This window comes from Enterococcus silesiacus, assembly GCF_001886225.1.
GTDB lineage: Bacteria > Bacillota > Bacilli > Lactobacillales > Enterococcaceae > Enterococcus_L > Enterococcus_L silesiacus.
In genome coordinates this window covers 114,253-127,810 of the sequence record NZ_JXLC01000005.1, presented here as the reverse complement: position 1 = coordinate 127,810, position 13,558 = coordinate 114,253, and the positions used below count along the sequence as shown (strand labels likewise).

The 13,558-nt window shown below is 35.8% G+C and carries 12 protein-coding genes; 5 read left to right on the top strand and 7 right to left on the bottom strand.

Annotated features, from left to right (window positions below; all coding sequences use genetic code 11):
- The 3 genes from RV15_RS05145 to RV15_RS05135 all read left to right on the top strand — a co-directional run bounded on the left by RV15_RS05145 (position 1) and on the right by RV15_RS05135 (position 4,055).
- Positions 1–876: an ABC transporter ATP-binding protein gene (locus tag RV15_RS05145; RefSeq protein WP_071876981.1), complete on the top strand. Its 876-nt coding sequence runs from the start codon at positions 1–3 to the stop codon at positions 874–876.
- Positions 873–2,033, top strand: coding sequence for an ABC transporter permease subunit (locus RV15_RS05140; protein WP_071876980.1), 1,161 nt, complete (start codon positions 873–875; stop codon positions 2,031–2,033). Before RV15_RS05145 ends, RV15_RS05140 begins: the two co-directional genes overlap by 4 nt.
- A gap of 711 nt (positions 2,034–2,744) precedes the next feature.
- Entirely contained in the window at positions 2,745–4,055 is a 1,311-nt protein-coding gene (locus RV15_RS05135; protein ID WP_083429107.1) for a glucosaminidase domain-containing protein, read from the top strand.
- A gap of 278 nt (positions 4,056–4,333) precedes the next feature.
- Here the strand turns inward: RV15_RS05135 and RV15_RS05130 are convergent, their stop codons facing one another.
- The 5 genes from RV15_RS05130 to RV15_RS05110 form a co-directional block, all read right to left on the bottom strand.
- Positions 4,334–4,921, bottom strand: coding sequence for a YcxB family protein (locus RV15_RS05130; protein ID WP_071876979.1), 588 nt, complete (start codon positions 4,919–4,921; stop codon positions 4,334–4,336).
- Between the two features lie 180 nt (positions 4,922–5,101).
- Complete coding sequence (locus tag RV15_RS05125; RefSeq protein ID WP_071876978.1) at positions 5,102–6,817, bottom strand: ABC transporter permease/substrate binding protein; 1,716 nt, start codon at positions 6,815–6,817, stop codon at positions 5,102–5,104.
- Positions 6,810–8,000 (bottom strand): quaternary amine ABC transporter ATP-binding protein, encoded by a 1,191-nt coding sequence (locus tag RV15_RS05120; protein ID WP_071876977.1) that lies wholly within the window; start codon positions 7,998–8,000, stop codon positions 6,810–6,812. Before RV15_RS05120 ends, RV15_RS05125 begins: the two co-directional genes overlap by 8 nt.
- A 485-nt stretch (positions 8,001–8,485) precedes the next feature.
- Positions 8,486–9,121, bottom strand: a complete 636-nt coding sequence (locus tag RV15_RS05115; protein ID WP_071877046.1) for a GntR family transcriptional regulator — start codon at positions 9,119–9,121, stop codon at positions 8,486–8,488.
- A 17-nt stretch (positions 9,122–9,138) separates the two neighbouring features.
- Positions 9,139–11,082: an ABC-F family ATP-binding cassette domain-containing protein gene (locus RV15_RS05110; RefSeq protein WP_071876976.1), complete on the bottom strand. Its 1,944-nt coding sequence runs from the start codon at positions 11,080–11,082 to the stop codon at positions 9,139–9,141.
- A 217-nt stretch (positions 11,083–11,299) separates the two neighbouring features.
- Here RV15_RS05110 and RV15_RS05105 point away from each other — a divergent pair, with 217 nt between their 5' ends.
- Entirely contained in the window at positions 11,300–11,965 is a 666-nt protein-coding gene (locus RV15_RS05105; RefSeq protein WP_071876975.1) for a redox-sensing transcriptional repressor Rex, read from the top strand.
- Between the two features lie 75 nt (positions 11,966–12,040).
- Here RV15_RS05105 and RV15_RS05100 read toward each other — a convergent pair whose 3' ends face one another.
- Positions 12,041–12,721 (bottom strand): CPBP family intramembrane glutamic endopeptidase, encoded by a 681-nt coding sequence (locus RV15_RS05100; protein ID WP_071876974.1) that lies wholly within the window; start codon positions 12,719–12,721, stop codon positions 12,041–12,043.
- Positions 12,722–12,798: 77 nt separating this feature from the next.
- Positions 12,799–12,981, bottom strand: coding sequence for a hypothetical protein (locus RV15_RS05095; RefSeq protein ID WP_071876973.1), 183 nt, complete (start codon positions 12,979–12,981; stop codon positions 12,799–12,801).
- 235 nt (positions 12,982–13,216) lie between these two features.
- On the opposite strand from RV15_RS05095, the gene groES reads away from it, so the two are divergent.
- Complete coding sequence (groES, locus tag RV15_RS05090) at positions 13,217–13,501, top strand: co-chaperone GroES (RefSeq protein WP_025868463.1); 285 nt, start codon at positions 13,217–13,219, stop codon at positions 13,499–13,501.
- Positions 13,502–13,558 lie beyond the last annotated feature (57 nt).

Here is a 13,558-nt window from a genome sequence, read left to right as displayed (position 1 = left end):
ATGGAGTTAAAGATAAGCAACGTATCTAAAGAATACGATAATGTTCAAGTTTTAAATAATCTTTCATTTAGTTTAAAACCAGGCGTTTATGGACTTTTAGGGGCGAATGGCGCAGGAAAAACAACGCTTTTTCGTGTTATTTGTGGATTAATGAAACCAACACGTGGTGAAATACACTATAACCATAAAGACATCCAGTTGCAAACAGAAGCCTATCGTAGTATTTTAGGCTTTTTACCACAAGATTTTCGTTATTATGCTGATTTTTCAGGCCTGAAGTTTATGCTGTACATTGCTGCATTAAAGGGACTTAATAAGACTATGGCGAAAAAAAGAACCCTCGAACTATTAACGATGGTTGGATTGGCGGAAGTGAAAAATAAAAAAATCAAGCAATATTCTGGAGGAATGAAACAACGTTTGGGGATTGCACAGGCAATGATCAACGATCCTGAAATTTTAATTCTTGATGAACCGACTGTGGGATTGGATCCAAAAGAAAGAGTTCGTTTCCGAAATCTCATTTCTTCTTTTTCTAAAGAAAAAATCGTTATCCTTTCCACACATATTGTATCAGATGTCGAGTACATCTCTGATGAAATTCTAGTGTTGAAAAAGGGCTCTTTAGTGAATAGAGGGACGCCAAAAGAACTACTGAAAGAAATAGAAACAGCTGTTTGGGAATGTGTTGTTGCTGAGGAGCAAGTGCATGAATTAATGCAGACTTATACGATCAGTAATCAAAAACACGCTGAGAACGGTGTAGTAATTCGGATTGTCTCAAAAGAAATGCCCTTTCAAACTGCTTATAAAGTGTCGCCAACGTTGGAAGATTTGTATCTTTATTACTTTAGAGAGGAGGGAATTGAGCAGTGAGACAATTATTTAAATTTGAATTTGAAAAAATTCGTACAAGTAAAGCTACAATAGGAGGAATCGTTGCTAGCTTGTTTATTTTAATCGGGATTCTTTTTGTAGGGTATATTTACAGCCAAAATTATCATTCTCAGAGTCAAAACGTAAAAGGTGGTTATCAAAAAAATATTGACCAGACCATTCAAGAAAAATATTCTGGAGATTTTACTAATGAAAAAGTAAAAATTATTATAGCTGATTATCTGTTATCACGCCAACAAGAGGCAAAAGATGAAGATTTTTCATTTTATCCCTTTTACTGGGAAATGGGGCAAACGTTTATTAAAGGTGGAATACCCAGCTTCTCTGATTATCTAAATACTAGTTTAGAAAATGATACACCTTTGTCAATTGAAGACATTCCTCTAAAAAAAATTGAAACACTTAATTTTAAGAAGTTTGATAAGCCTTTAAAGCTAGGAAATTTTGTTCCTTGGACTGATCTATTTAAGGTTACTGGGCATGTTTTTATACTTTCTAGTATTTTAGTTATTTTAATTTGTTCACAACTTTTTTCTGAAGATACCAGTAAAAATATTAATCAGTTACTGTTTACTACTAAGTATGGCCGAAACAAAATGAATTCGTCGAAAATTGGAGTGGGAATTATTGTTTCAGTAGCACTATTGCTATTTTTTCAACTCATTAATTTTGGTGTTCTTTCTTTCTTATTTGATCTGTCAGGTGGCAGCTCCAATATACAGACCAATTTCAGCTTCGATTTAGGGGATTTTCCGTTAGCTTGGACACATTGGCAAGTCTATTTCTTTATTCTTGGATTACAAATAATTGGTATATTATTTATAGCAAGTTTGAGTTTTTTCGCATCAGCACTATCCAAAACACCAATGGCAGCTTTCGCTCTGTCATTAGCAATCTATTTTCTTCCTTCTCTATTGAAAGAGCTAATCAGAAATGGATTGGTAAACAAATTATTATTTCTTTTTCCAATAAATTTTTCCAATCCTAAAAATGTGATGCTGTTGCTGTCATCTGACAATTATATTTTTGATTCGTTTATTTTAAATGCAAGCTTACTATTCTTATTTTTACTCATTTCAAAGTTAGTTCTGGATATTATTTCCTATCTGCGCATGAAAAATTGGAAATTCTCTTAGAAGTTGATTCACAAATTTTTCAACATTAGTATGATGTCTGAAGTTTGCTAGCTTATTTATTTGATGTATTCTAACATGAAATAAACCACAAGTATTCAATTTGAAATAATACTATGTATAAGGAGAATAGTTAGCGTGGAACCGTGAAGTTGTGTTTGTTTTAGAATAAGGCAATAAGGTTTGAAAAAAAATTTTTCTACCGTTTATTAAAATTTTAGAGGTCTGAGGCATAACGTTGCGAGTTATGATGTCTCAGACCAATTTTTAATTTATTGACTAACTTTTCGGCATGAATAAGCGTTTTGCTTAAAAAAATACGGATAATTGCTATAAATAGTCAAATCTGTGTCTAAATAATGAATTTTTGAGGAAAATTCAAGTTTTTTTGAGTCAAGTACAAGATTTTAGCTGCTACTTATGGTAAAATAAGTTCAACTTATAGAAGGTTAAATGTGATTTTTAGAGATATGAGGCAGGTGGACATATGGAGGAACCTCAAGAAAGCACGGAGCTGATCAGGAATGCATGATATTCCTACACTCAGGATGCTTTACTGATTGGATTTAATGAAAGCAAAAGTCAGGGGTTTAAAAATTATTATAGGGTTGCCTTACCGCTTAAAAACAACAGACAACCGGCCTAAAAAATGAGTGATAGATTCTAGAAATAAAGTATTGGAATCTTTAATACATGTGAGAGGAATTAAAATGAATGAAAAGAAAAATTTTATCACTCCAGATGATTTGTGTACTACTCAGTGTTAATTTAGTACCAGTAATTAGTCATGCGGATGAATTAACCCAGTCAGATTCAGGAACTGTGGAAGAAGCTCCGGCTGAAACAACAGAAAGTTCGTCTACAGAAGAGCCAACGACGACTGATTCATCTACTTCAGAAGAAGAAACTAGTACTACTGAAACAACAACTAATGAGAGTACGGAATCTTCAGAGGAAGTGCAACCTCCTGCAAGTAGCCATGAGGAAGTCCCAGTAGCGCCACAACCAAGTACTCCAATTGAAACAGCACCAGAAGAACAACCTGTTCAGCCAACAGCTGATCACGCGCCTACTGAAGCACAATTGGATCAAGCAATTAAGATCGTAAAAAATGAGCCCACGGAAACATTTATTCGCCGAATCGGAGAAAAAGCGCGTGCCGTTGGTCAAAAAAATGATCTATATGCTTCTGTTATGATTGCTCAAGCAATTTTGGAGACAGGTTCTGGCAATAGCGATTTAAGCCAACAACCGTATCATAATCTATTTGGTATCAAAGGTGAATACAAAGGCGAGAAAGTTATCTTTTCTACACAAGAAGATGACGGTTCAGGCAATTGGTACACAATTGATGCTGCGTTTAAAAAATATCCTGGTTACAAAGAATCATTTGAAGATTATGCTAAGTTGATGAAAGAAGGCATCGATTCAAATAAAACGATTTATTCAGGTACTTGGAAAGCCAATGCCGTTAGCTATCGTGAAGCGACAAAAGCGTTAACTGGTGTCTATGCAACAGATACTAGCTATGATCAAAAACTGAATGCATTTATCGAAGAATATGACTTGACTGAATACGATAAAGAAAAACCATCTACATCAACAAGTGGTATCATCGTTTCTGATAGTCATCCAGATAGTGATTTCAAAGACTATTCTGGGGAAACATATTCTGGTTCAGAAGCCTATGCTGCAGGAAATTGTACGCAATATGTCTATAACCGTATTGTTCAATTAGATGGTTCTGTTGAAACAACAATGGGCAATGGAATGGACTGGGGGGCAACAGGAAAAGCTAATGGTTATGAAGTAACAAGTAAACCAAAAGCAGGAACTGCTGTCAGCTTCCAACCAACAGTTGCTGGAGCGGATGGAACCTATGGACATGTAGCGTTTGTTGAACATGTTTATGATGATGGATCTATTCTAATTTCAGAAATGAATGTAGCGGGCTTAGGTATGGTTTCATTTAGAGTGATTGATAAAGATACAGCGAATATCTTAGCATATGTGACACCTAAGTAATAAAAGTAAGTCAATGATACTGTCGAGCTTAATCGCTCAACAATATCATTGACTTTTTTATTTAAGGTCTATTTACTTTTTCTTAACTATTCTATAGAAAACCTAAATGATTTAGGCATAGTTTCTTCAAATCTTCCCGTTATTATTAACTCATACCCAATAACAAACCCAAACAAAACACTTTTTCATTTTTACTCCTCAAGTAAAAAAGAACTCCTTGCCACCGCCTACCCAGCGGTGGTTATTTTTTTGAGTGTTACTGACAACTCCTAAATAAACTAAGTCAAAAATTCATATGAATCAGCCATTTTCTCAGTGATTAGTTGTTTTAATTGAAAGAGTTGTTCCTGACTGAGTTCTTTTTTTGAAATCAATAAAATAGAAGATGAATTTAAAAACAAAGCAAGGTCATTGTTTGTTTCAATACAATTTATAAATATGGGCCACTCATAAGTAGAAGTTGATAGTTGGGTGGTTACTTCGATCTTCTCATTCGTTATAATAAATTCTTTTTCGACAAAAAAAGAACGATTTGAAGAGTTTTTTAACATTTTTTTTATTCTGAAATCAATTTCTTTGTAGTATATAAGCCATAATTCTATACCTACAATGAAAAAAAGAAGTGCGCTATAAAAGTCAATTGGACAATAATGAATTATTTGAGTAAAGCTAATACTTAAAAAAGAGAATGAATCTTTTTGGAAGAAAGTCCAAATTCGATAGATTGAATAGAAGAACATACAGAAACTTATAATGGAAATGCTTAAAAGAAGATAGCGTCTACGTTTATTTTTTTCTTTCATGTAAATTTTATTGAAATTTAACCAGTTTTCTTGCGTTAAAGTTTGTGTGAATCTTAACACCATTTTATCACCTCCTAATTTAAATTATAGCTTTTGACCTATTGAAAATAAAGAAGTTTATAAATTAATTCGTTTTACTGAATGATGCACTGAGAGGGTACAGGGATTTTAAATAAGTAAAGAAAAGGAAGAGGCTAGACATGAAAAAGAGCTGACCACAAAAATTATGGGCAGCTCTTTTTATTATTTTTTCCACTCAGCAACTTCTTTTGAATGACTGTCGATCCAGTCTCTTGCTGCTTGTGTTGGATCTGTTCCGTTGTTGATTTCTAACATCACAGATTCCATATCTTCTTTTGTCCAATGGAAATTGTTTAAGATGTTATAAGCTTCAGGATTTTCTTTTTCTAATCCTTTTCGAGCCATTGTATGAATGGCTTCTTCATTGCCCATGGTGCCTTTTGGATCTTCTAAATATTTAAGATCATATTTAGCAAACATCCAATGAGGAGACCAACCAGTGATCACGATCTCTTCTTTGTTTTTAATCGCTTGTCCAAGTGCAACGGTCATTGCACCAGAAGATGAGGTTTCAACAGACCAATCAGATAAGTTGTTGTAAGCTTTTTGCGTTTTTTCAGCCGCCGCAACAACGCCTGCACCAGGTTCGATCCCAGTGATTTTTTTACCAGCTTGATCTTTTAACTCATCAATTGAATTGACATCCATATATTGTGGAACGACGATACCAAGTTTAGCACCTTTTAAGTTTTCACCTAAATCATCCACTTTATCTTTATATTGTTTGTATTGCTCACCGTGAGTTCCAGGAAGCCAAGCGGCAACCATTGCATCGGTTTCTCCTTTTGAGAGTGATTCCCACATAATTGCATTATCCAATGGTGTTAGTGAGACATTGTACCCAACATCTTTTAGCACTTCACCGATGACATGCGTTGAGGCAACTTCTGTATCCCATTCTACATAAGAAAGCGAAATGTTTTTTTCTTCGTTTTTAGCAGATGAGAAAAGAGTAGAGCCAGCCATCAAAGCAACAATAGCTACAACAGCAACAACAGTTCCACCAATTTTCTGTTTTTTAGAGAATTTTGATTTAGCTGGAGTTGTTTTTTTCTTATTTAAATTTTGAGTAAAACGATCAATGATGATCGCTAGTATAACTAACGCAACCCCATTAACAAAGCCATTACCGACTTGGGCACGTTGTAAGGCCGAAAGAACGCCACGGCCAAGTCCAGGTGCACCGATCATTGATGCGATCACCACCATAGAAAGTGCCAGCATGGTTGTTTGATTGACACCGGCCATAATGGTACTTTTAGCTAATGGTAACTCAAGTTTGAATAGTTTTTGCCAACCCGTACTACCAAATGAATCAGATGCTTCAACCAGTTCTTTCGGTACTTGACGAATTCCAAGATTTGTAAAACGAACAGTTGGTGGCAATGCAAAGATCACTGAGGCAAATACCCCAGGAACCATACCAATTCCGAAAAACGCAACGGCCGGAATTAAATAAACAAATCCAGGCATGGTTTGCATGAAATCTAAAATAGGCGTAATAATACTTTGTGCTTTATTACTTTTGGCCATTAAAATTCCAAGTGGCACACCGATAACGATCGAAACAACACTAGAAAGTAAAACTAAAGTCACAGTACTCATTAAATCTGTCCATAGATTTTGATTATAAATGAAAAGTAACCCAATCAGTGTAAACAAACTTAAACCAATTTTCTTATTTGAAATAAAGAATGCAATGGCAGTTAAAATGATAATAAATAGTACAGGAGGAATTGCAACTAATAGAGAAGTGATTCCGTCCATTAAGCTTTGACCTGTTGATTGGAAGAAACTGAAAACGCCGGAAAAAGTATTCGTCATCCATTCTGTAATTGTTTCAACCCAATCTGCTACTGGCAATTGATAATTATTCATTGATATTCACCTCTGTTTCTGCTAATGCTTCAAGAACGCTACCACGAATGACAACACCAAGCAATTTATTATTGTCAGTTACAGCAACTGGCGTAGGTGAATCATAGATGATTGGGAAAATATCGTTGACAAGCATATCTTTGTCGATAGAAGTAATATCTGTATCCACATAGTCAGTTAATGGTTTACCTGCTTTACGTGCTTCTAGAGCGCGTTCAGCTCGGACAACACCTTTTAGTTGACGTTTTTTATCAACAGCTAAAAGCATACTAACTTCTTCTTGGCGCATCCGTGTTAGAGCAACGGTTGGACCGTCAATTTCAATATTGGTCGTTAGTGCCGGAACCATGATATTTTGAGCAGTCAAGACTTTCGAACGATCGACATCTTCAACGAAGGTACGTACATAATCGTTAGCTGGGTTCGTTAAGATTTCTTCACCAGTACCGATTTGCATGATCTGACCATCTTTCATTAAAGCGATTCGATCACCGATGCGTAAAGCTTCATTTAAATCGTGGGTAATAAAGATGATTGTCTTTTTCACGTTTTCTTGTAAATCAACTAACTCATCTTGCATTTCCCGACGAATCAACGGATCAAGGGCGGAAAAGGCTTCGTCCATCAATAAAATTTCTGGATCGTTAGCTAAAGCTCTAGCTAAACCGACACGTTGTTGCATCCCGCCAGATAGCTGATTAGGAAACTGATCTTTAAAAGCTAATAAACTAGAGTTTTCTAACGCTTGCTCAGCTTTTGCAGTCCGTTCTTCTTTTGGGACACCACGAACTTCTAAACCATATTCTGTATTTTCTAAAATCGTGCGGTGAGGGAAGAGACCAAAATTTTGGAAAACCATGCTCATCTTATTACGACGAACTTCTCTAAGGCCTTCTTTATCCAATTTTGAGATGTCTTGATTATCAATAAAAATATTTCCAGAAGTCGGTTCGATCAAACGATTCAATAAACGGATTAAGGTAGACTTACCACTACCAGAAAGACCCATGATCACGAAAATTTCGCCTTCTTCTACTTCAAAATTGACATCATAAACGCCAACTGTGGCACCGGTCTTTTTCAAGATTTCAGTTTTATCTTTGTTTTCTTTGATCATATCCAGTGCTTGTTTTGATTTTTTACCGAATATTTTTGTTAAATGTGAGACTTGTACTTTGGGCAAAACAAAATTCCTCCTTATTTTAAAAGCTGAGCAGGTTCGTCCAACTCCGACAGAAAAATAGGGAAATCAGAGGGTGGTGCTTTTCGCCACAATCGGATTTTATCTTTTTTCTGTCGGAGTTAGCCTGCGAAGCTAGATAACAATAAAAGCTGAACGAGCTCGTTTAGCCTTGACAGGAAAATAGGAAAAAATGACTGAGACATATTTTGTCTCATTTATTTTTTATCTTTTTCCCGAGAGACTAGCCCGTGAAGCTAGATAAGCTACAAAATGATTTACATGTAATGTAAATCATTTTCTTTTCTGTAAAAAAAGTGACCATTCTAGGTTAACATCGTGTAGTCACTTTGTCAACTTAGCGGCATATAAGATAAGGAAATCAAAAAAAAAAGAACAGTCAAATGTAATGACCCCAAAAAATTAGATTTTTGGTCTAACTTTTTGGGGTCGGTACAAAACTTTAATTTGTTCGATTCTTCTTTATATTATGCATTCGGGTAGAAAAAATTCTGAACCCGTTGCAATGTTGATTCATGACCAACAAAATAAATCGTATCACCTGCAGTAAGTTTTGCATATGGACCAGGAGATACAAGGAGTTCATCACCATGCTTGATCGCAATCAAAGTAGCAGAAGTACTTTGCCATAGATTCAATTCACTGATCGTCATTTCAAGATGCGTTGCGTCAGCAGTCAGTGTGAAAGTCACTGGATTTAGCGGATTGAACGAATCAAAACGCTTAGTCTGATCAACAAGCTTATCCAGTATTTCTGAAAAGTGGCTTAATTCCTCTTTTTGTTTTTTAACACTGCCGATTAGATCGTCTTTTAAATCATGAATTGATTGAACATCTTGGTATTGATCGACGAAGAGTTTGGCTTTTTCCATTGAATGAACATAAAAACCGCTGCCATGTTTTGCTTGGACGATTTCTAAATCAACTAATACACTGATTGCCTTACGGGCTGTTTCAGGAGAGACACTGTATTTGTTAGCCAAAGTAGAACGTGCATGGATTTTATCACCAACGGTAAATGTTTGATCAGCAATTTTAGCGGCTACATCTACAGCGATTTGCTGATACTTAGGTTTCGTTACATTCATACGTTTTGAAGTCATATGAAACCTGCCTTTCGTCAATTATTTTCTTCTAATTCTTCAAGTTCTAAACTAAGGTTTTCCCAGTCGGATAGTAATTGTTCTTGCTGCGTTTTTTGTGATTCTAGCTCTTCATTTAATGACATTAGCTTCACATGATCATCAACAAGAGCTGGATCGGTCATTGATTGTTCTAATTGAGCAATCGTTGTATCTAAGTTCGCCAAGTTCTCTTCGATCTGTGTAATTTTTCGATTTAAAGTACGCAGGATTTTTTGTTGTTCTTTATTTTGATAAAAATCATTTTTAGGCTTTGTGGTTTCTGTTTGTTTAGCAGTGGACTCTTCAGCCAATAATGCGGCTAATTCTTCCTCTTCTTTTTTCTTTTCTAGGTAGTAATCGTAATCGCCCAAGTACAATTTACTGCCGGTTTCGGAAAGTTCAATGACTTTCGTTGCGATTCGATTAATGAAGTAACGGTCATGAGAAACAAATAATAGTGTCCCGTCATAATCGATCAGAGCATTTTCTAAGACTTCTTTGTTATCAATGTCTAAATGGTTTGTCGGTTCATCTAAGATCAAGAAATTTTCTTTATCCATGGATAATTTTGCCAAAGCAACTCGAGCTTTTTCACCGCCACTTAAAAGTGGAATAGTTTTTTCTACATCATTTCCGCTAAATAAAAAACTGCCTAAAACATTTCGTATATCTTTTTCAGGAGTCGTTGGATGCTCGTCCCAAAGCTCAGCTAAAACGGTTTTGGTTCCATGAAGGTTCGCTTGTTCTTGGTCATAATAACCGATCTGAACGTTGGTGCCAAGATTAGCTGTCCCTTTAATGAAGGGAATGCTTCCAATAATTGATTTTAACAATGTGGATTTGCCAATTCCGTTTGGTCCGACAAGCGCAATAGCTTCTTGTCTACGAATATCAAGGGAAACTGGTTCAGATAAAATCCGATCATCGTATCCAATTGCAGCATCTTCCACTTGTAAAACAACATTTCCAGAAGTTTTTTCGATAGCGAATAGGAAATTAGCTGATTTTTCGTCTCCTTGAGGTCGATCTAAGCGTTCGATTTTTTCTAAGGTTTTTCTACGACTTTGCGCACGTTTTGTGGTTGACGCTCTGACTAAATTACGGGCAACAAAATCTTCAAGTTTATTGATTTCAGTTTGCTGTTTTTCGTACGCTTTCCATTCGCTAGTCAACTGCTCAGCTTTTAATTCTAAATATTTTGAGTAGTTTCCTTTATAATAACGCATTTTATGACGGCTGATTTCATAGACTTCTGTAACAACTTTATCTAGGAAATATCGGTCATGAGAGACAATCAAAAGTGCCCCGGAATAACTCGGTAGATAATTTTCTAACCAAGAAAGAGTGTCGATATCCAAATGGTTCGTCGGTTCATCGAGAATCAAAATATCTGGTTTTTGTAGTAACATACGAGCTAAAGCTAAACGCGTTTTTTGACCACCTGATAAGGTACTGATCTGCTTTGAATAGAATTCTTCCCTAAATCCAAAACCATGCAAGACAGAACGAATTTCATTTTCATAGCCGTAACCATTTTTTTCTGAAAAATCGTGTTGCAGCCGATCATATTCTTTCATAACGGATTCATAATTTGCAGCATCAGGCAGCAGTTCACTAATAATCAATTCTAGTTCACGCATTCGTTTTTCTATTGTGATTACATCGACAAAGGCTTCAAGCATTTCATCCCAAACGGTTTTATCAGAATCAAGACCAGTATCTTGGGCTAAGTATCCTAGACTAGCTGTTTTATTTTTTGCAATCGTACCAGCATCTGGTGCATCGATACCAGCGATTATTTTTAGTAGGGTAGATTTACCAGCACCATTACGGCCGACTAACGCGATCCGACTATTTGTGCTGATCTCCATTTGTATGTTTTCAAACAAAGTGTCTGCACCGAAATATCGGGCAATTTGGTTTGCTTGGAGTAAAATCATGGGGCATCCTCATTTCTATTTCAATGGTTTTAGTGTAGCATAAAATGACTTAAAATAGCACACTTACTACATAGTGAGTCAATAAAAATAGTAAGAAGCTTTAAGAAAAATTGAAAAAAAGGAGTTTTTTGAGCTGTAAGATTGCTTTTTGTCTGGAACAACTGCTATTATGATTAAGTGGATATTTGTCTATATTTAGAGTATTGGAGGTACGATTGTGAAAGACCAAATTATTCCAAAAGCAACGGCAAGACGCCTTCCCCTATATTATCGTTATTTGAGAATTCTGCATGATGCAGGCAAAAATAAAGTTTCATCTACTGAACTAAGTGAAGCAGTACAAGTAGATAGCGCAACGATTCGACGAGATTTTTCTTATTTTGGCGAATTAGGTAAGCGCGGTTATGGCTACGATGTAGAGAATCTGATGAATTTCTTTGCAAAAACATTGAATGATGATGAACTAACCAATGTAGCATTGATTGGTGTAGGTAACTTAGGAAGTGCCTTACTGAAATATAAATTTCATCAAAGCAACAGTATTCGTGTCAGTTGTGCGTTCGATGTCAATGATGACATCGTGGGCAGAATTGTTGATGGAATTCCTGTGTATCCAATGACGGATATGATGGAACAAATTCGAGTACAGCAAATTGAAGTAGCGATTCTAACCTTACCAGCAAGAAAAGCGCAAGAAGTTGTCAGTCAGTTAGCTGATGCTGGTGTGAAGGGGATTTTAAACTTTACCGCTGCGCGCTTAGTGGCACCGACAGATGTTCTAATTCAAAATGTGGATTTGACGAATGAATTGCAAACATTGATTTATTTCCTACACCACGACAGCGAGTTAGCTGAAGCAGAAATCGAAGACGAAAAAGAATAATAAAAACCCTTGTGAGTGCAGATGTTAGGAAACATGCACTCACAAGGGCTTATTTTTTATTTTCTTGAGGACTAATTATTTAGGCAATTCAATATTTGCATAATGAAGTACGAGTTGCGCAATCACGACCATAGTATTCATGCCGCAGTGGGCAATAATAGAAGTCCAGATCCGGCCTGTCATTTTATACAGTAATGCAAAAAAGAAACCCATGAAAAAGTAAACAAAGAAATGCCCATCTTGATGGATAACTGAAAACAAGGACGAACTAATAATAGCTGAAATCCAAAAGCCAGTGTACGTTTCAGTTAAGCCAATCAAAGACCGACGAAAAACAAATTCTTCCATGATCGGTCCGCCGATCGTTGTAGCTAAAATAAATAAGGGATTAGCTAAAATAACAGCAATAATATTTTGTGTATTTTGTGAGCTGGGTTCAACACCTGTAATGGCAGTTTCAATGCTAAAAACAATGGCTTGAATGATCATCGCGATAAAAATACCACTGATGCCAAGTAATAAGGTAAAAACGAGAGAGGTCAATTTGGCCTCTTTTTCAACTACTGTAATAGCAGAACCTCTATTTTTGATGTAAAGCCAGATCATCAATCCAGCACCAAGAATATACGTGAAGGTCGTTCCAGCAATAATAATAGCCGGTGAAAATGGTTTGAATAAAAATGGAGAAAAAAATACGAGTCCGTATAAAAGGATTGTTACTAGACTGATTTTTTTTATAGAAAAATTGTTTGGCATAGAAACTAAAGACTCCTTTCATGTTTAATAGAATAAAAAAAGTATACCATAGCTTTGGGCTAGTCTGTTTAAATAAATTATTTTTTGTGATTGTTGCGATAGCCTAGTAACAGAAAGATGAATAGGAAGAAAAAAGCAGCCTCCCATAAAGTGGTTGTCCAATCAAAGCGTCTATTTACACCAAAAAAGAAGTTGCCAGCATTGGCAATCAGCAAATATAGTCCCGTTGCCATCAAAGCTCCCGTGATTCGTTGTTTCATTTTAATCGCCTCTCTTTCTGATTACATTTTACCATGAAATGGATGAGAACGAGGGAATCTAGTGATATCCATAAAAAAGCAACTCCTTTTATAAAATCGAAGAGAGAAATTATTTTAAAAAAATAGTCAAAAAGCTTGCATTATGAAGGTGAAATGAGTATTATAAATAGTGTGAGTTAGCACTCGATAACCAAGAGTGCTAAAATGATAAATATTTTTTATGGAGGGATTTATTGTGTTAAAACCATTAAGCGATCGCGTCATTATTGAAGTCGCGAAAGAAGAAGAAAAAACAGTAGGCGGCATTGTGTTAGCATCAGCAGCTCAAGAAAAACCGCAAACAGGAAAAGTCATCGCAGTCGGTGAAGGCCGAGTTTTAGATAACGGTACAAAAGTTCCTGCCGATGTAAAAGAAGGCGATACAGTAATGTTTGAAAAATATTCAGGTACTGAAGTCAAATATGAAGGCAACGATTACTTGATCGTATCTGGGAAAGACATTATTGCGATCGTCGAATAATTGTTTAGGCAAACAACATTTAATATAGAAAAATAAAAATTTTGAGGTGAAGGAATT

Coding starts and splice junctions, on each gene's coding strand:
- RV15_RS05095 (WP_071876973.1), bottom strand. CDS start 12,981: ATGAAACAACGAATCACGGGAGCTTTGATGGCAACGGGACTATATTTG.
- RV15_RS05145 (WP_071876981.1), top strand. CDS start 1: ATGGAGTTAAAGATAAGCAACGTATCTAAAGAATACGATAATGTTCAA.
- RV15_RS05115 (WP_071877046.1), bottom strand. CDS start 9,121: ATGACTTCAAAACGTATGAATGTAACGAAACCTAAGTATCAGCAAATC.
- RV15_RS05125 (WP_071876978.1), bottom strand. CDS start 6,817: ATGAATAATTATCAATTGCCAGTAGCAGATTGGGTTGAAACAATTACA.
- RV15_RS05110 (WP_071876976.1), bottom strand. CDS start 11,082: ATGATTTTACTCCAAGCAAACCAAATTGCCCGATATTTCGGTGCAGAC.
- RV15_RS05130 (WP_071876979.1), bottom strand. CDS start 4,921: ATGGTGTTAAGATTCACACAAACTTTAACGCAAGAAAACTGGTTAAAT.
- RV15_RS05100 (WP_071876974.1), bottom strand. CDS start 12,721: ATGCCAAACAATTTTTCTATAAAAAAAATCAGTCTAGTAACAATCCTT.
- RV15_RS05135 (WP_083429107.1), top strand. CDS start 2,745: ATGAAAAGAAAAATTTTATCACTCCAGATGATTTGTGTACTACTCAGT.